This window comes from Lentzea albida, from assembly GCF_900111005.1.
GTDB lineage: Bacteria > Actinomycetota > Actinomycetes > Mycobacteriales > Pseudonocardiaceae > Lentzea > Lentzea albida.
Map to the genome: position 1 here is coordinate 327,737 of NZ_FOFV01000007.1, position 18,854 is coordinate 346,590.

Annotated in this window: 6 protein-coding genes; all 6 read right to left on the reverse strand. The window is 71.2% G+C overall.

Annotated features, from left to right (window positions below; genetic code table 11):
* From gntD (BMY74_RS20340) to BMY74_RS20365, 6 genes are read right to left on the reverse strand one after another with little or no spacing between them, the layout of a single operon-like run.
* Positions 1 to 1,032, reverse strand: coding sequence for a guanitoxin biosynthesis L-enduracididine beta-hydroxylase GntD (gntD, locus tag BMY74_RS20340; RefSeq protein WP_218159681.1), 1,032 nt, complete (start codon positions 1,030 to 1,032; stop codon positions 1 to 3).
* Entirely contained in the window at positions 1,019 to 2,137 is a 1,119-nt protein-coding gene (gene vioD / locus BMY74_RS20345; RefSeq protein ID WP_089918196.1) for a capreomycidine synthase, read from the reverse strand. Before vioD ends, gntD (BMY74_RS20340) begins: the two co-directional genes overlap by 14 nt.
* Positions 2,138 to 2,151: 14 nt before the next feature.
* On the reverse strand, positions 2,152 to 3,936 hold the full coding sequence (locus BMY74_RS20350; protein WP_089918197.1) for an ABC transporter ATP-binding protein: 1,785 nt from the start codon (positions 3,934 to 3,936) through the stop codon (positions 2,152 to 2,154).
* Positions 3,929 to 5,776 carry an ABC transporter ATP-binding protein gene (locus tag BMY74_RS20355; RefSeq protein ID WP_089918199.1) on the reverse strand — a complete coding sequence of 616 codons (1,848 nt, stop codon included), beginning with the start codon at positions 5,774 to 5,776 and terminating at the stop codon, positions 3,929 to 3,931. Before BMY74_RS20355 ends, BMY74_RS20350 begins: the two co-directional genes overlap by 8 nt.
* 14 nt (positions 5,777 to 5,790) lie before the next feature.
* Positions 5,791 to 6,801 (reverse strand): guanitoxin biosynthesis L-enduracididine beta-hydroxylase GntD, encoded by a 1,011-nt coding sequence (gntD, locus tag BMY74_RS20360; RefSeq protein WP_218159682.1) that lies wholly within the window; start codon positions 6,799 to 6,801, stop codon positions 5,791 to 5,793.
* Positions 6,802 to 6,814: 13 nt separating this feature from the next.
* Entirely contained in the window at positions 6,815 to 18,715 is an 11,901-nt protein-coding gene (locus tag BMY74_RS20365; RefSeq protein WP_089918201.1) for a non-ribosomal peptide synthetase, read from the reverse strand.
* Positions 18,716 to 18,854 lie beyond the last annotated feature (139 nt).

The following is an 18,854-nucleotide window of genomic DNA, read 5'->3' on the forward strand; positions in this document are numbered from 1 at the left end:
CTAGTAGATGGTGCGGTCGTCGGCGGTGCGGCGGTGGGCGCGCGACTTGCGGAGGTCGCGGGCGATGTTCAGGCGGGTCAGCCAGCGGTCGGTGCCGTCGAAGCGGGCCTTGAACGGCTCGCGGCCGTGGGTGCCCCGGTAGTTGTCGAGGAACAGGACCTCGCCGGGCTTCAGGGCGTAGCCCGTGATGGCGGCGTCGATGGCCTTGACGATCGTGTCGAGTGCGGCGGCCGCCTCGGGGTCGGAGGCCGGGACCTCCATGAAATACGGGTCGAGGCGCAGGTACGGGTCCTCCTGCGGGCCGAACAGGACCGCGATGGGCTCCGGGTGGGCGTCCAGGCCGGAGATCCACTCGTAGCTGCGGTCGCGCAGGCGGCGCAGTTGCTCGTCGTCGCCGTCGTTCTGGCGGTTGGCGGCGAGGTGCGAACGGTCCGGGCGGATCGGGAACCGTTCCTGGCGCAGGACTTCGACCACGTCGTCGGGCAGCGAGATGCCTTCCAACGATCCGTACGTGGTGTTGACGCCGTCCGGGTTGCGCAGGCACATGAGGCCCACGTAGTCGGTGCGCATCGGGTGGAACGCGTCCTCGATGTGCCACGTCAGCAGCTCCTCGCTGCCCGAGCCGAGCTGCTCGTACTGGTGCTCCTTTATGGGGAACACGTCGTGCAGCAGCCGGCCGTCCTGCTGTGTGGACCACGCGATCGGGTCGCCCAGCAGCGACGCGCACAGGTAGAAGAACAGGTCCTCGGCCAGCGTCGGCCTGTCCTCACCCCCGCAGTCCTTCCAGTGCGCGGGCGTCGGGCCGATGCGGTCGTCGTCGAGCCGGTAGCCGCCGACGACGCACAGCGGGTGCGGCTCGGTCAGGCGGAACTCGAGCAGGCCCGCACGGAGGGCGCGGGGCAGTTCGTGGGCGATGACCGTGGCCTCGCGCACGAACTCCGGGTCCTCCACCGTGCGGTAGCGCGACGCCAGCGAAGCGACGAGGGCGTCGGCCTCGGCGACGTCGGATGCGGACAGGTCAATTCTGAACACGGGCCTTCTCCCCCACTAGTGCGAGCGTGTCGAGGCCTCGGGCGAACGAGGCGGCGGGACCTCCGTAACCCAGCCGGACGCGGGTCGGGTCCCCGAAGCACGTCCCCGGTACGAGGAGCGTGCGGTGCTGACGTGCCAGTTCGTGGCAGAAATCGGTGGTGTCGGCGTGGCCGAGGAGCTGCGGGAACGTGGACGCGCCGCCCATCGGCACCGGCAGGTCGATCAGGTCCGGGTGCTCCGCGGCCCACTTGCGCAGCAGTGCCAGGTTGGTGCGGGCGTTGTCCATGCGCGGACCCACCAGCAGGTCGGCGTTCTGGGCGACGCGCGTGGCGAGCAGTTCCACCAGCGGCGACAGGTGCAACGTCATGCGGTCGCGCAGGTCGAGCGTGCCGCGCAGGACGTCCTGCGGCCCGATCGCCCAGCCCACGCGCAGTCCCGGCAGGCCGTAGCCCTTCGACAGCGTGCCGATCGAGATGGCCCTGTCGTAGTCGTGCACCGGGTCGACCAGCGGCTCGCCCTCCACGACCATCTCCCGGAACGCCTGGTCCCACACCAGGTACGCACCGGCCTCCCGGCAGATCTCGACGAACTCGTCGCGTTCGGCGGGAGTCAGCGACGCTCCCGTCGGGTTGTGCGGGAAGTTCACGACGACGGCCTTGGCACCGTCGACGACAGCGCGCAGGTCGTCCAGGTCGGGCCGGAACCCGTTCTCCGGCCGCAACGGCCACACCCGCAGGTCGCAGCCCATCGTCCGGGCGATGGACGTGTGCGTGTGGTACGTCGGCTCGGTGACGACCACGGCGTCAGTGGGCTCCAGCAACGTGCTCAGCACGAGGTAGATCGCCTCGCTGCCGCCGTGCGTGACCATGACCTGGTCGGGGTCGCCGGTGCCCCAGTGCGCGGCGATCGCGGTCCGGACCTCCTCGCCGCCGAACGACGTGCTGTCGCGGAACACCACGGCGTCGAGCTCGTCGGCGCCGATGCCGAGCAACGCCCGCAGGTCGGCGAGCGAGTAGTCCTCGACCCCGCTGCTGCCGATGTCGTCGTCCACCGCGAAGTAGTACAGACGCATCCAGTCCTCGAGAGGTGCTGGTTCGAACTTCATCAGGACGGCTCCTTTCAGCGGTAGGCCGAGGACTGCAGGTCGTACAGCTCGGCGTAGAGGTCGGGGTGGGCCATGAGGTGCTCGTGGCTGCCCATTTCGCGGATGCGGCCGCCGTCGAGCACGACGATCAGGTCCGCCATGCGCACGGTCGAGAACCGGTGCGACACAAGGAGAGTCACTGTCCCCCGCGACTTCCCTTCACGAGCGGCCGCAGCGAAGCGTTCGAACAACGCGTGCTCGGTCTGCGGGTCGAGCGCGGCGGTCGGTTCGTCGAAGACCGCGAGCAACGGGTCGGTGCGCAGCAGGCCGCGGGCGAGTGCCAGCTTCTGCCACTGCCCGCCGGACAGCTCGACACCGCCGTCCCACTCCCGGCCGAGCCGCGTGTCGAGCCCGTGCGGCAGACCGTCCACAACGGACACCGCACCCGCTCTCCGCAAAGCTCCCCGCAGAGCAACGTCGTCGTCGATCCGCGAGGTGTCGGCGACCCCGATCGCCTCGCGCGCCGGCAGCCGCAGCTCCACGAAGTCCTGGAACGCTCCGGTGAGGCGCGAACGCCAGTCCGGGACGGGGAAGCGGCGCAGGTCGACGCCGTCGACCTGGATCCTGCCGTCGTCCGGCTCGTAGAAGTCGCACAACAGCTTCACGAGCGTCGACTTGCCCGCGCCGTTCTCCCCCACCAGCGCCACGACGGCTCCGGCGGGCAGGTGCAGCGAGACGCCGTCGAGCACGGTCCGCTCGCTGCCCGGATAGCGGTAGGTGACGTCGACGAGGTCGATGCCGTGGGTCAGTGTCGCGGGCGGCGCGACCGGCTCGTCGGGCTCCTGGGCGGCCTCGGCGGCGAACCGCTCCAGCCAGAGGTAGCGCTTCGCCTGCTTGAGGCACCACAGGAAGTCGCCGCTGTACCCGACGGAGGTGGCGACGACCGCGGCCATCTCGATCGTCAGGCCGACGACCATCACGACGTCACCGGGGGTCGCCCTGCCCTCGACGGCGAGCCAGACCACCAGCGCGATCGCCCCGAAGAACCCGGCCGCGTTGATCACGGCGTCGACGCTCTTCAGCGCGGCACCGCGCCAGGCGGCGCGGTTGCGGGTGTCCAGCACCTCGTCCGACACCTGGTGGTGGCGGCGGACCAGCTCGCGGGTGAGCCCGAAGATCCGCAGCTCCTTGCCCGCGCCGGCGGTCGTGCCGATGTCGAACAGGTGGCGGCGCAACCGCTCGGGTTCGCCGGTGTCCTCCTGCGCGTCCACCGCCAGGTCGTTGGCCCGGCTGGTGATCCACAGCGAGATGAACGCCAGCAGTGCCAGCGAGATCAGCGCCGGGTGGACGTCCGCGAGCAGCAACGCCGTGGTGCCGAAGCCCACGACCGCGCTGACCAGACCGGCCGTCGCGTTGGTCATCTCGGCGAGGCTCTCGCGCTCCTCGCGCAGGAGCTGGATCTGGTCGAGGTACTTCGGGTGCTCGTGCGGTGCGAGGCTGCCGATGCCGCCGAGCAGCCGCATCAACGTCCTGTCCGACAACGCCTGCGTGCGTTCGAGGACCGCGAACACGCAGTGGGCGTTGTAGTACTGGGCGACGATGAGCAGCCCGGTCGCGGCGGCGATGCCGAACCCGGCGGTGAGCGCGCGCTCCAGGTCGCTGTCCGCGGCGGCGTCGACGAGGTTGCCGGCGCTGTAGGCGATCAACGGGCCGGTGAGCGCGAGTGCGATCTCCGTGAGGATCTGGAAGACCGCGTGCCAGCGCGCCGCCCGGAACCCGAAGCTGATGGTGGTGAGGAAGGCTTTCCAGGTGTCACGCATCGGTGCCTCCCACCGGCTGGAAGCGTTCTGCCTGGAGGCGGAACAGGTGGGCGTAACGGCCGTCGAGGTCCATCAGCTCGTCGTGGCCACCGGCCTCGATCGCCTGGCCCTCGGACACGACCACGATCCGGTCCGCGCGCCGCACGGTGGAGAAGCGGTGCGAGATGATGATCGTGGTGAGGCCCTGGGTGAGGTCGAGGAACCGTTCGTACAGCTCGGCTTCCGCCCGCACGTCCAGCGCCGCCGCGGGTTCGTCGAGCACGAGGACCTTGGCGCCCGCCTCGACGGCGAACATCGCACGGGCCAGCGCCACCCGTTGCCACTGCCCGCCGGAGAGGTCGACGCCGTCGGTGTAGGCCTGCGACAGCACCGTGTCCCAGCCGTTCGGGAGCGTTTCGATCAGATCGCCGATCCCGGCCCGTTCGGCGGCGCGGCGCAGCATGTCCTCGTCGCCCGCGTGCTCGGGAGCGCCGAGTCCGATGTTGTCGCGCACCGGCAGGTGGTAGCGGGTGAAGTCCTGGAACAGCACGGCGACGCGCCGGCGCCACTCCTGCGGGTCGAGGCTCGCGAGGTCGGTGCCGTCCACGGTGATCTTGCCGCCGGTGGGCTCGTAGAACCCGGCCAGCAGCTTCACCAGCGACGTCTTGCCCGCGCCGTTGTCCCCGACGATCGCCAGCGACCGCCCCGCCGGGATGGTCAGATCTAGTCCTTTGTGGACTTCACGGTCACCGCCGGGATAGCGGAAGTGCACGCCCTCGTACCGGATCTCCTGCGCCGGAACGTTCTCGTCGACCGGCAATCCGGACTGAGGAGGACCGTTGTCCGCGAGCCGCTTCTCCAGCGAGAGCAGCTTCGGCACGGTGACGGCGGCGTTGGACAGGTACAGGTGCTCGTCGCCGACCGCGTACTCGTTCGCGTTGGCCAGCGCCTCCACGAACACCGCGAGCGCGGCCAGCGTCAGATCTCCCCGCACGGCCGCATAAGCCAGCAGGCCGTACGACAGCAGGTTGATGACCATGATCGCGGACGCGGACCCGACCACCATGCCGGGCCGCGGCCGGCGGGCCTTGCGGATCGGCCCGATCCCCGCCTGCCACAACGTGTCGAAGCGGTGCACGAGCCAGTCGAGCACGCCCCACAGCCGCACCTCCTTGGCGGGCGGCGGGTCGAGCGCGAGGTCGCGGACGTACTCGGCCTGGCGGAGCTGGGCGCTCTGCCCGAAGCCCTCCTCGCCGATGCGCAGGTAGTCGCGCTGCATGCGGTAGACGATGATCGGCCAGACCACGAGCCACAGCGCGCCGAGCCACCAGTGGAACCAGGTGAGCACGGCCGCCGAGCCGACCGCCCGCAACCACGACGTGAGCACCTCCGGCAGTGCCTCGACGGTCTGGCCCGGCCGGTGCGCGCTCATGCCGAGGCCGCGCACGATGCGGATCTCGTCGACCACGTCGGAGTCCTCGAGGTGCGCGATGCCCCTCGGTTTGCCCAGCGCGGTGAGCACGACCTCCTGCAGGTACCGGTCGACGTCGCGGCCGAGCGTCGACACGGCGGCCCGCAGCAGCGGGGACGTGAGGCGCTCCAGCAGGATCGCGACGGCGACGGCGATCAGCAGGGTGCCCACCCGGTCGGCGGCGGACGAGTCCGCGCCGCCGCGCGCGGCGTCCGGGATGGCGCCGATGAGCAGGCCGGTGAGGACCGCGATCCCGATGGGCAGGACCGCGCTCACCACCACGCCGCCCGCCAGGAGCACCGTGCGCGGCCGGCTGACCCTGGGCAGGACCCGGAGGACGGCGAGGATGCCCCTGGCGGTGGGCGGGAGGGTGTGGAACGGGTTCGGCATGACTTCCGTATCCGTCAGATGAGGCGTGCGGTCGCCGATACGCGCCGCTCGTGGGACTTCCGCAGGTCGGTCGTGATGCTGACCCGCTTGAGCCAGCGGTCCGTGCCGTCGTAGCGGGCCTGGAACGCCTGCCTGCCGTGCGCGAGGCGGTGGTTGTTGATGATCAGCACGTCACCGGGTTCCAGGGCGACGTCCAGGCAGGACGCCTCCAGGAGGTCGCTGACGGCCTGCAGCGCCCTGCGCGCGGCCGGGTCCGTCGGCGTCTCCATGAAGTACGGGTCGATGCGGATGTACGGGTGCTCGCGCGACCCGTAGAGCACCGCGACGCGGTTGTCGTCGGCCTTCATCTCGTCGATCTCGGAGAACTCGGCGTCGACGCCCTTGGTGACGTTGTGCTTCGCCAGGTGCGAGTCGTCCGGCCGGATCAGGAAGTTCGGCTCGTGCAGCAGCTCCAGGACGTCCGCGTCGAGCGAGCGCAGGTCCGGTTCCGACACGATCGTGGCGACCTTGTCGGGGTTGCGCAGGCACTCCAGCAGCAGGTAGTCCGCGCGCCACGGGTGGAACGCGTCCTCGGTGTGCAGCGTGAGCGTGTCAGTGCTGCCGATCCCCATCTGCTCGGTCTCGAACCCCTTGATGGGGAAGATGTCGTGCACGAGCCGGGCGTCCTGCTGGGTTTTCCAGCCGAACGGCTCACCGAGCAGGGATCCGTGCAGCAGCAGGAGGATCTCCTCGGCGAACTCCGGGGTGGGCACCGGCCGGCCGCGCCAGTGCTCGGGCGTCGGGCCGATGCGCGCGTCGTCGATGGTGTGGCCGCGGACCACGGCGTAGCCCAGCTCGTCCTCGAGCGCGAAGTCGCGCAGGAAGCGGCGCTGGCCCACGGGCAGTTCGGCGGCGAGCAGCGGCAGGTCGCGCAGCAGCTGCTCGTCCGCGGGACCCGAGTACTCCTTGGCGAGGCGCAGCGTCAGGTTCTCGGCCTCGGCGGCCTCTTCCGACGACAGGGTGTAGATCCGTTTGGGCGTGGACAAGGACTGCTCCCCCTCAATTGCTGTTCGGGAGTGCGATGAGGGCCTCTGCGGCTTCCCGGAAGCGGGACGCGACCCGTCGCACGGTGTCGGTGCGGTGCAGGTTGGTGCTGTGGTGCCATTCGACGAGGAGCTCTCCCCCGCCGGTGCGCTCGATCTCCAGGTGCAGCGCGTGCGGACGAACACCTCCGCTGGTGCTGTCGCCGCACAGGTCACCCGGTAGTTCGTCGGCGACGAGGCCCCTGACCTCGTCGTCGCCCACGGTGTCGAGGCCACCCGTGAAGTTGATGTTGATCTGGCGGTCGGGCGCCGCCCGCAGGCGGCGCACGTCCTGGTCGTCGGCCGTCAGGTGGCGCAGCGCGCCGTACCCGACCCCGTGGCGTGGCACGGACTTCAGACTTTCCCTTGCGGCTGCGAGGGTTCCGGCGCCGTCGGTCAGGTCGTCGTGCTGGAGCACCAACGGGTGGACCGAGGTGAACCAGCCGACCGTGCGGGACAGGTCCGTGCCCGGCGCGACGCTCTCGCGGCCGTGGTGTTCGAGGTCGACGACGACGGTGTCGGTGCCGGCCCACTCCCCGAGCGCCTGGTGCAGCGCGGCCAGCACCACGTCGAGCACCTGGGCGTTGGGCAGGTCTCCGGCCGCCACGGTGACCTCCGTGACCGCAGCGGAGTCCTCGGTGTTGGCGCCGGTGGCGTCGACCGGCAGCGAGAAGGGCGTCTCCGCCTTCTCCAGCCAGTACGGCAGTTCGGCGCGGACCTCGTCGCTGTCGGCGAAGGCGGCGACGGACTCGGCCCACCTGCGGAACGACGTCGTCTTCGGCGGCAGCTCCTCACCCCGGTAGGCCGCGTCGAGGTCCTCCAGCAGGACGTTCCACGACACGCCGTCGACCACGAGGTGGTGCACGACGAGCCCGAGGCAGGCGGGTTCGTCGCCGCGGTCGACCAGGATCGCGGCCACCAGCGGCCCGTTTTCGAGGTCCAGCGAGCGTTGCAGCGCGCCCATGTGCTGCTGAACATCGCCTTGGACGACCTCGAACCTGGCTGCCTCACCCGGCTCGACGACGTGCTGGTGCCAGCCGTCGGGGCCGTGGTGCAGGCGGGTGCGCAGGGCGTCGTGGTGCGTGACGAGGGTGGTGAGCGCGGCGGCGAGCCTGTCGGCGTCGACGTCCGGCTCCAGTTCGAAGAGTCCCGACCAGTTCCAGTGGTTCCGGTCGTCGATGGGGGCGTTCGTGAACCACCGCTGGATGGGCGTGAGCGGCACGGGACCGGTCGCCGGACCCTCGTCGACCGTGGCGGGAACCGTGGCCACGGCGGCGAGTTCCGCGACGGTCTGGTGGGTGAACAGGTCCGCGACCGCGAGGCCGAGCCCCGCGGCACGGGCCCGTGCCACCACCTGCAGGCTGGCGATCGAGTCGCCGCCCAGGTCGAAGAAGTTGTCGTGCACGCCGACGCGGTCGGCACCGAGCAGCTTCTCCCAGATGCCCGCCAGCGCGCGTTCCTGCTCGGTGCGCGGCGCGACGAACGCCTGGTCCGCCTCCGGCGCGGCCGGTTCGGGCAACGCCTTCCTGTCCAGCTTTCCGTTGCTGGTCAACGGAAGCGCGTCGAGCGTCACGAACGCACTCGGCACCAGGTAGTCGGGCAGCCGCTCCCGCAGGAACGCCCGCAGCTCGCTCGTCCCGGCCTCGGTGACCACGTACGCCACCAGCCGCTTCCCGGTCGCCGAGGCCGTGGCCACGACCGCGGCGGCCCGCACGTCCTCGTGGGAGGTGAGCAGCGCCTCGACCTCACCGGGCTCGACCCGGAAGCCCCGGATCTTGACCTGGTCGTCGGCACGGCCGAGGAACTCGAGCGTCCCGTCGGCACGCCAGCGCGCCCGATCGCCCGTGCGGTACAGCCGCTCGCCCTGGTGCGTCGGATCGGGGACGAACCGTTCCGCGGTGAGGTCCGCGCGGCCGACGTACCCACGCGCCACACCAGGACCACCGACGAACAACTCACCCGCCACACCGGCCGGCACCAGCTGCAACCACGGGTCGAGCACGAACGCCCGCATGCCTGCGAACGGCCTGCCGATGGGCACCTGCGCGGTGACACCGTTGAGCGTGTGGACGGTGCAGGTCATCGTGGTCTCGGTGGGCCCGTAGGCGTTCACGATCCGCAGGTCCGGCCGGCGTTCGCGGGCGGTGCGGGCGTGCTGGGCCTGCAGGGCGTCACCGCCGACGACGAGCAACCGCAACCCGTCGAGCACGTCGGGCGAGGTCTCGACCAGCTGGTGGAAGAGGCCCGTCGTGAGCAGCGAGGCCGTGATGGCGTTGTCGCGCAGGAACCCGCCGACGTCCATCCGCTCCGCGACGTCCGCCGGGCCGACCACGAGGGTGGCACCGTTCAGGAGGGCCAGCCAGATCTCGAACGCCCCGGTGTCGAAGGCGATGCCCGCGAGGTGCGACACGACGTCGCCGGGCTCGACTCGGACGGCCGGGTCGGTGCAGACCCTGGCGACGCCTTCGTGGGTGAGGGAGACACCCTTGGGGGTTCCGGTGGAGCCGGAGGTGAACAGGACGTAGAGCTCGCTGTCGGCGGCGCCGACGACCGGGAGGGGGCCGGGAGCGCTCGGGGGCGCGCCATCCACACCAGCCAGCGCGCGATCCGCACCAACCGGCGCACCACCCGCACCAGCCAGCGCCAGCACCCTCACCCGCGGGACGTCCAGCGGCCACTCCCCCGCCGTCACCACGAGCCCGACCTCGGCCACCCCCACCACCTGCGCGAGGCGGGCCGCGTTCTGCGCCGGGTCCAGCGGCACGTAACTGCCCCCGGCCCCGATCACCCCGAGCATCGCGACGATCAGCTCGGCACCGCGGTCCAGGTGCAACCCGACCCGCGTACCGGCGCCCACCCCGTGCGCCCGCAACCACCGCGCCACACCCGAGGCCCTCCGGTCGAGCTCCGCATAGGTGAGGTCCACACCGCCGCGAACCGCGAGCCGGTCCGGGTGGGCCAGGACCTGTCGCCCGAACAGCGCCGCCAGGTGTCCCGAGGCCAGCTCGCGCGGCGAGGACGTGCTCCACTCCAGCACCTCGGCCCGCTGCCCGGCGTCCAGCAGCGCGATCTCCCGCACCGGCGTGCCCGGCGCCTCCGCCACCGCGGTCAGGATGAGCTCGAGCTGGTCGACCAGCGCCTCGACGGTGTCCGCGTCGAACGCGCCCGTCGAGTACTCGCACAGCAGCGCGAGCTGCCCGTCGACGTCCACGACGAGCTTGAGCGGGTAGCGGCCCTGCTCCAGCATGGCGGGCGAGTCGAACTCGTCGCCGTCGTCACCGTCGTCGTCGAGGCCGCTGGGCAGGTTCTGGACCGCCACGATGCTCTCGAACAGCCTCGGCACGCCGGCGATCCGCTGGATGTCGACCAGCGGCGAGTGCTCGAACCGTTGTGCGGCGACCTGTCCTTCCTGGACGGTCCGCAGCCACTCGTCGAACGGCGTGCGGTCGCCGGGGACCCGGACCCGCACCGGCAGCGTGTTGATGAACAGACCGACGATCGACTCGACGCCGGGCAGCGAGGCCGGCCGGCCCGAGACGGTGAGGCCGAAGACGATGTCGTCGTCACCACTGTGCGCGGCCAGCAGCAGAGCCCACGCGGCCTGCACGACGGCGCTGATCGTGACGTGCTCGCGCCGTGCGAGTGCCTCCAGCGCGAGGGCGACGCTTTCCGGCAGTTCGCGGTGGTGCCTGCCCTGGTCCCAGTGCAGCCGCGACGTGCGGTCGACTGGGAGAGCGGTGGGTGAGGTGAAGCCGTCGAGGTACTCGCGCCAGAAGTCGTCGGCGGCGGGCTGGTCCTGCAACCACGCGATGTAGTCGCGGTACGGGCGCACCGGCGGCAGCGCCTCGCCCCGGTAGGCGGCGAGGACCTCGTCCCAGACGAGCGGGATGCTCCAGCCGTCGAGGTACAGGTGGTGGAACGTGAACACGACCCACTGGCGGTCGCCCCGGTCGGCCACGTACACGCGCAGCAACGGGGCCGTGGTGACGTCGAAACCGCGCCGCTGGTCGGCGTCGAGCAGGTCGTCGAGTGCCGCGGCGGGATCGGCGACCGACGTCCAGTCGAGCACCTCGAACGGCACGTCGACCTCGCCGGCCACGACCTGCAGGGGTTCGTCGACTCCCTCCCACACGAACGCGCTGCGCAGCGCGGGATGCCGTCCCACGACGGTCCGCCAGGCCTCGCGCAGAGCGGCCGCGTCGAGCGGTCCGCGCAGTTCCCGCACGTCCTGCGCCCAGTACACGGCGGTGTCGGCGGGCGCCTCCAGGACGTGGAACAGCATGCCCTGCTGCATGGGCGACAACGGGTACGCGTCCACGGCTCCCGGCACCCGCGCCTTGAGCGGCGCCAGGTCGGCCAAGGGCTCCGCGCTGACCTCCGCACCGGCCGCGACACCCGTGTGCAGGGCGATCTGTTGGATCGTCTGGTGCGTGAAGATGTCGGCGATCTTCAGCTCCAGGCCCGCTTCCCGGGCCCACGCCACGACCTGGAGGCTGATGATCGAGTCGCCGCCCAGCTCGAAGTAGTTGTCGTGCACGCCGACCCGCTCGACCCCGAGCACCTGCGACCACACCGCGGCCAGCGCGCGTTCGGTGTCCGTGCTGGGCGCGACGCTGGTGGACTCCGGTGCCTCGGGCATCGGCAGCGCGCGCTTGTCGAGCTTCCCGTTGGAGTTCAACGGCAGCTCGTCCAGCGCGACGATCGCGGACGGCACCAGGAACTCCGGCAGCCGCTCCCCCAGGTACCCCTTCAGCGCGGCGGGTTCGGCGGTGCCCACGACATAGGCGACGAGCCGCTTGCCCTGCTGCAGCTCACGAACGACCACAGCGGCGTTGGCGACCTCGGGGTGCCCGGCGAGCACGTGCTCGACCTCACCCGGCTCCACCCGGAACCCGCGGATCTTGACCTGGTCGTCGGTGCGCCCGACGAAGTCCACGGCACCGTCGGCACCCCACCGCACCAGGTCACCGGTGCGGTACATGCGGGCACCGGGCACCACGGGGTCCGGCACGAACCGCTCGGCGGCCAGGTCGGCACGCCCCGCGTAACCACGGGCCAGACCGACGCCACCGATGTACAGCTCTCCCGGCACACCGACCGGCGAGGGCCGGAGCCACCGGTCCAGAACAGAGAAGTGCAGGCCCCGCAACGCGTCGCCGATCGGCACGGTCGCCGGCCCGAGCCGTCCGGTGTGCATGTCGTGGAACGACGCGTACACAGTGGACTCGGTCGGCCCGTACATGTTGAAGATCCCGACGGCCGGGTTCGCGTCGAGCACCTTGCGCGCCTGGACCGGGGACATGCCCTCGCCGCCCGCGAGCACCTTGCGGTGCCCGGAGAACACGGCCGGGTCGGTGTCCGCAAGCTGGTGGAACAGGCCGGTCGTCATGAACGACAACGTCACGCCGTGCTCGGTGTAGAGCTTGGCGACGTCGAGGCGTTCGGCCAGGTTCGCCGGAGCGACGGCCAGCGTGGCGCCGGTCAGCAACGCGGTCCAGATCTCCCAGGTGGAGGCGTCGAACGACACCGCCGCCATGTGTGCCACGACGTCGCCGGGGTGGGCGGCCACCGCCGGGTCGAGGACGACCCGCAGCACGCCCTCCTCGGTGACCTCGACGCCCTTCGGGACACCGGTCGAGCCCGAGGTGAACATCGTGTAGACCAAACGCCCCGGCACAGCAGCGAGTTCGGCCCACTCCGCAGGCGCGGACTCCAGCTCTGCGAGTGAGACGACTCGGGGACCGTCCAGCGCGTAGTCGCCACGCGAGACGACCAGCTCGACCCCGGCCGCGGCCTGCACGTCCCTCAACCGGCCGTGCGGCAACGCTGGATCCAGCGGAACGTACGCCCCGCCCGCCTGAACGACGGCGAGGATCGCGACCACCAGGTCGGCCGACCGCTCGAACCACAACCCGACGCGGGTCTCGTCGCGGACACCGGCGGTACGCAGACCGGACGCGACACGCGCCACCCGCTCGCCCAGCTCGGCATAGGTCAGCTCGACAGCACCGTCGCGCACCGCGACCTGGTCCCCGAACTCCCCCACCGCACGCCGGAACCGCTCCGCCAGCCCGACGAACGGCTCGTCCACCGCGGGCCCGGCACCCCAGCCCGTCACCGGAGCGGGCGTCATCTCCCGCACCACGGCCAACGGCCGGCGCGCCACCGAGGTCAGCACCTCGGCCAGCTGCCCGAGCAGTCGCTCCACAGTGGACGCGTCGAAGGCCCCGGTGGAGAAGTTGGCCTCCACCTTCAGGGTCGCCTCGAGGTCGACGGCGAGGATGATCGGGTAGTGCATCTGCTCGACGGAGTCGGTCGAGGCGAACAGCTCCTCCGGGTCCTCCTCGCCCTCCTCCGGCGCCGCGCCCTGCGGGTAGTTGCCGAAGACGAGCATGCTGTCGAACAGGCCGCCCGTGGTGACGCGCTGGATGTCGGCGAGCGGTGTGTGCTCGTGCCGCTGCACCGCGACCTGGTTCTCCTGCAACTCGCCCAGCCAGTCGGCGAACGACGTCTCCCAGGCCACGCCCACCCGCACCGGCAGCGTGTTGATGAACAGGCCGACGATCGACTCGACACCGGGCAGGTCGGCGGGCCGGCCGGACACGGTCAGGCCGAACACGACGTCGTCCTCGCCCGAGTAGGCCGCCAGCAGCACGGACCACGCCGCCTGCACGACCGTCGACAGCGTCACCCGGCGGTCGCGTGCCAACGCCATGAGATCGGCCGTGACGTCACGGGGCAGCGCCAGTTCGCGCCGGTCCTGGGACCAGTGCTCGCGCACCACGCGGTCGACCGGCAGCGGCGTCGGCGAGTCGAACCCGTCCAGGTACTCGCGCCAGAACCCCTCGGCCTCGGCGGCGTCGCGCCGGCCGAGCCACGCGATGAAGTCGCGGTAGGGACGCACCGGCGGCAACGACTCGCCCTGGTAGGCGGCGGTCACCTCGTCCCACAGCAGCGGGATGCTCCAGCCGTCGGCGTAGAGGTGGTGGAACGCCAGCAGGATCCAGTGGCGGTCACGGCCCTGCGCGACGACGACCCGCAGCAACGGCGCCGTGCTCAGGTCGCAGCCGCGGGCCCGGTCCTCCGCCAGCAGCTCGTCCACGGCGGCGTCGGGATCCTCGACTGACGTCCAGTCGCGCACCTCGAACGGCACCGGGACGTCCCCCACGACGACCTGCAACGGCTCACCCGACCACACGAAACCGGTGCGCAGCGCGGGATGCCGGTCGAGCACGAGCTGCCACGCGGCACGCATGGCCTCGACGTCGAGGTCGCCGGTCAGCTCCCGCACGTCCTGCGTCCAGTAGACGCCGCTGTCCGGCGACTCGACGGCGTGGAAGAGCATGCCCTGCTGCAACGGCGACAGCGGGTACGCGTCGACGAGTCCGGGCGTCCGCTCGACCAACGCGTCCAAAGAGGACTGCGAGAGCCCGGCCAGCGGAACGTCGGACGGCGTCAGGCCGGAAGCACCGGAGAGGCAGTGCTCCACGATCCCGGCCAGCGCCGCCACGTAGTCGGCGGCCAGCTGCGCGATCGTGGGACGCTCGTGCAGGTTCGTGCTGTACTGCAACTCCACGGACAGCGTCCCGTCGGCGGCCTGGACCACCTCGACGCCGAGCACGTGCGAGCGCAGCCCGCCGTCGCCCTCCGCAGGACCGCACAGGTCCTCGGAGAGCTCGCGGGCGAACAGGCCGTCCGGCTCCTCGGCCGCGTCTGCCCCGCCGAGGTAGTTGAAGACGACCGGTCGTGCCGGGGCGTCGCGGAGTTCGGGGTCGCGCTCGCGCAGCACGGTGTACCCGACACCGCGCCGAGGCACGGCCCGCAGCTGCTCCTTGACGGCCTTGATCACCCCGGCGACGTCGTCGAGGTCGGGGTGCCGGAGCCCGACGGGGTGGATCGCGGTGAACCAGCCGACGGTGCGGCTCAGGTCGAGGCCGTCGGCGATCGGCTCACGGCCGTGGCTCTCCAGGTCGATCGCCGCGGCGCCCGCTCCCGTCCACCGGCCGAGCACCTGCAGCAGCGCGGCCAGGAGCAGCTCGTGGCCCTGGGTGCGGTAGGCGCGGTGGGCCTGGGTCAGCAGCAACGCAGTGCGTTCCGCGTCGAGGGAGACGCGCACGGACTCGGTCGAGTCCTCGGTGTTGGGGCCGTCGAGGTCGGCCGGCACGGGCGTGGTCGTCCGCACGACGTCCCGCCACCACACCAGCTCGTCCTGCGGGTCGAACGCCTCCAGGGCGGCGGCCCACTCCTGGTACGAGGTGGTCTTGGGCGGCAGCGCACCGCCGGAGCACGCGGTCTCCAGGTCCTCCAGCAGGACGTTCCACGAGACGGCGTCCACGACGTAGTGGTGCACGGTGAGGCCGAACCACGCCGGCCGGTCACCGCGGTCCACGTACACGGCCCGCAACAGCGGCCCGCCGGTCAGGCTCAGCGACGTCTGCGCGCCCGTCATGGCCGCGGTGACGGCCTCGTCCAGCGGGGCGCCCTCAAGACCCGTGGCGTCGAGCACGGACACCAGGTCGGCGGTCTCGGCGGCGAGGTTCTCCTGCGTCCCCTCACCGAGTCGCAACCTCAGGGCGTCGTGGTGCGCCACGACGGTGCCGAGCGCGGCCCGCATCGCACCGGCGTCGGTCCCCCGGGCGAGTTCGAACATGCCGGACCAGTTGAAGTGGTCGCGTTCCGGCAGGTCCTCGCGCAGGAACCAGCTCTGGATCGGCGTGAACGCGACCGGCCCGCTGACGGTGCCCTGATCGGCCGTCGGCTCCTCGGCCGTGCTCACGCGGGCCGCCAGCTCCCGCACCGTCTGGTGGGTGAAGAGGTCGGCGATCTCGAGCCGCAGCCCGGCGGCGCGGGCCCGCGACACGATCTGGAGGCTGACGATCGAGTCGCCGCCCAGCTCGAAGAAGTTGTCGTGCACACCGACGCGGTCGACGCCGAGCACCTGCGTCCACACCTCGGCGAGCGTGCGCTCCGCCTCCGTGCTGGGCGGCTCGTACGCGGTGCTGCTCTCGGGCGCGCCGGGGTCGGGCAACGCGCGCACGTCGAGCTTCCCGTTGGAGTTCAACGGGAACTCGTCCACCGGCACCACGGCCGACGGCACCAGGAACTCCGGCAGGCGTTCGGCGAGGAAGCGCCGGAGCTCCGCCGGTTCCGCCGTGCTCACGACGTACGCGATCAACCGCTTGTCGTTGACGATCACGGCGGCGTTGGCGACGTCCGGGTGCCCGGCGAGCACGTGCTCGACCTCACCCGGCTCCACCCGGAACCCGCGGATCTTGACCTGGTCGTCGGTGCGCCCGACGAAGTCCACGGCACCGTCGGCACCCCACCGCACCAAGTCTCCGGTGCGGTACATGCGGGCGCCGGGCACGTACGGGTCGGCCACGAACCGCTCCGCGGCCAGGTCGGCACGGCCCGCGTACCCGCGCGCGAGACCGGTGCCACCGATGTACAGCTCACCCGGCACACCGACCGGTGTCGGCTGCAACCAGCGGTCGAGCACGTGAAAACGCAAGCCCCGCAACGCCGTTCCGATCGGCACCGACGACGGGCCGAGCCGTCCGGTGTGCATGTCGTGGTACGACGCGTACACAGTGGACTCGGTGGGGCCGTACATGTTGTAGATCGCCACGGCCGGGTTCGCGTCGAGCACCTTGCGGGCCTGGACGGGCGACATCGCCTCGCCGCCGGCCAGCACCTTGCGGTGCCCGGAGAACACGGCCGGGTCGGTGTCCGCGAGCTGGTGGAACAGCCCGGTCGTCATGAACGACAGCGTCACGTCGTGCTGGGCGAAGAGCTTGGCGACGTCGAGGCGTTCGGCCAGGTTCGCCGGAGCGACGGCCAGCGTGGCACCGGTCAGCAGAGCGGTCCAGATCTCCCAGGTGGAGGCGTCGAACGACACCGCCGCCATGTGCGCGACCACGTCACCAGGCCGTGCCGCCACCGCGGGGTCGAGCACGACCCGGACGACGCCCGCCTCGGTGACCTCGACGCCCTTGGGGACGCCGGTCGAGCCCGAGGTGAACATCGTGTAGACGAGGCGCTCCGGCACGGACGCCGGGGCGAAAGGCTCGGCGGGTGCGTTCTCCAGCTCCGCGAGTTCGACCACCCGCGGACCTTCCAGCGCGTAGTCGCCACGCGAGACGACCAGCTCGACTCCGGCCGCCGCCTGCACGTCCCTCAACCGGCCGTGCGGCAACGCTGGATCCAGCGGCACATACGTCCCGCCCACCTGCGTCACGGCGAGGATCGCGACCACCAGGTCGACCGACCGCTCGAACCACAGGCCAACTCGGGTTTCCTCGCGCACACCGGCGGCACTCAGGCCGGACGCGACACGCGCCACCCGCTCGCCGAGTTCGGCATAGGTCAGTTCGCCGGAACCGTCGCGAACAGCGACCCGCTCCCCGAACTCCCCCACCGCACGCCGAAACCGCTCCGCCAGCCCGACGAACTCCTCGTCCGCCACGGGCCCCACACCCCACCCGGTCACCGGAGCGGGCGTCACCTCGCGCACCAGCTGCTCGGGCCGCGCCACCGCGGCCGACAGCACCTCCTGCAGCTGAGCCAGCAACCGGTCGACCGTCGCCTCGTCGAACGCGCCCGTCGAGAACTCGGCCTCGATCTTGAGCGTGTCCTCCAGGTCGACCGCGAAGGCGATCGGGTAGTTCACCTGCTCGATGGAGTCGAGCGCGCCGAAGCGGTCCTCGTCGTCGCTCTCCTCGTCCTCTTCGGACAGCAGTGCCTGCGGGTAGTTGCCGAACACGACGATGCTGTCGAAGACACCGCTGCCGCGCGGGAGTTCCGACCAGCGCTTGATGTCCGAGAGCGCGGTGAACTCGTAGCGCTGCACGGCGACCTGATTGGCCTGCAGCTCTCCCAGCCAGTCGGCGAAGGTGCGCTCCCACGAGATGCGCACGCGCACCGGCAGCGTGTTGATGAAGACGCCGACCATCGACTCGACGCCGGGCAGGTCGGCCGGGCGGCCGGACACGGTGAGGCCGTAGACGACCTCGTCGTCGCCGGAGTAGGCCGACAGCAGGAGTGCCCACGCCGCCTGGACGACCGTGGACGGCGTGACGCGCCTGCGGCGGGCCAGGTCCATGATCGACGTGGTGAGGGCCTCGGGCAGTTCGGCGTGGCGGCGGCCCTGGGCCCAGTGGTCGCGGACGGAGTGGTCGACGGGCAGCGCCGTCGGGGCGTCGAAGCCGGCGAGGTAGTCGCGCCAGAACGCCTCGGCCTCGGCGCGGTCGCGCTTGCCCAGCCAGGCGATGAAGTCGCGGTAGGGCCGCACGGGTTCGAGGTCCGGGGTCGTGCCGCGGCAGAAGGCGTCGTAGGTGGCGCCGACCTCTTCGAGGACGACGGGCACGCTCCAGCCGTCGCACAGTCCCGAGTAGAGCGCCCAGACCATGCGGTGGTGGCTGGTGCCGTCGTTGATGACGTGCACGCGCATGAGGGGCGGCTTGGTGAGGTCGAAGCCCTGGGCGCGGTCGCGGGCGAGCAGCTCGTCGAGTGCCGCCTTCTGGTCGGCCACGGCGGTCCAGTCGTGCACCTCGAACGGCACCTGGACGTCACCCATGACGACCTGGAGCGGCTCGGGCACGCCCTCCCACACGAAACCGGTGCGCAGCACGGCGTGGCGGGCGACCACCGACTCCCACGCGCGGCGCATGGCGCCGAGGTCGAGCACGCCGTCGAACTCGTAGAGCCCCTGCGCCCAGTACACGCCCTTGTCCGATTGCGCCTCGAGGACGTGGAAAAGCATCCCCTGCTGAACCGGCGCCAACGGATACATATCTTCGATCACGGATACGCCCTCCCCTGACACACTTTTTACACAACCGTCATTTAAGGGGTCAAGCGATTCCCGCCGAGCAGTCATACGACATTTGAATGAGGGTCATGCGCAGCGAAGATGAACATTTAAAATGGCACGCCAAATAGAACAGTGCATCACCGTTGAATTCACTCCCCCAGATGCGCAGACCCCAGTGCGCTGAATGCCGCCGAGCTCGCTCCCG